Annotated in this window: 1 pseudogene; it reads left to right on the top strand. The window is 62.5% G+C overall.

From position 1 onward, the window contains the following. Positions 1-351: 351 nt before the first annotated feature. A pseudogene (locus tag FK268_RS23550) lies at positions 352-570 on the top strand (hypothetical protein); the annotation flags it as partial.

The raw sequence follows: 570 nt of genomic DNA, 5'->3' as shown, positions 1-570 counted from the left end.
CGACCAGCCGTGCGCCAGTCGCGTCAGCGCAACCATCACCGGGTTCGCCTCGGCCTGCGAGAAGAGTGCCGTCACCCAGATCGCCTCCATATCCTCGATCGATCCCTGCGTTCCACGCTATCGCGGTAACAGCCGAAATCTGCGCAGAAACACCGTGTGAACTGCGACTTTCTGCCCGACGCGGTTATCTCCATCCGAAACGCAAGTGACTGATGTGACGTCCGTCTCGCTCGCGAGAGCGAGGCGAGACGGTTTGGCCAATTCTGCAGGTCACGGCGTGTTGTCTTGCTGAGAACTGTACCACGTTAGGCAAGATTCCATGCAAGTAATTACATCGATGGGAGACAGATCGTGACGGCACTCATGGACGACGACATCAACCCGCTCGACGCGGGAGCGGTTTCTCGGAAGGAGGCGCAGCGGATCCTGCGCCCGGTGACGATCGGCGTCGGCGCGCTGCTGCTGGCCGCGGTCGATCACTGGAACACGCTGACCGCGGGGCAGCCGGCGCACTTGCGGACGGTGCTGCAGCCGCTGCTGCGGGGTAGTCACGTTGCGGCGTTTGTCTCC

Origin of the sequence: Tsukamurella sputi (assembly GCF_007858445.1) — a bacterium.
Classification (GTDB): Bacteria; Actinomycetota; Actinomycetes; order Mycobacteriales; family Mycobacteriaceae; genus Tsukamurella; species Tsukamurella sputi.
Note: the sequence above shows the minus strand (reverse complement) of the source record. Positions and strands in the feature narration are given on the sequence as shown.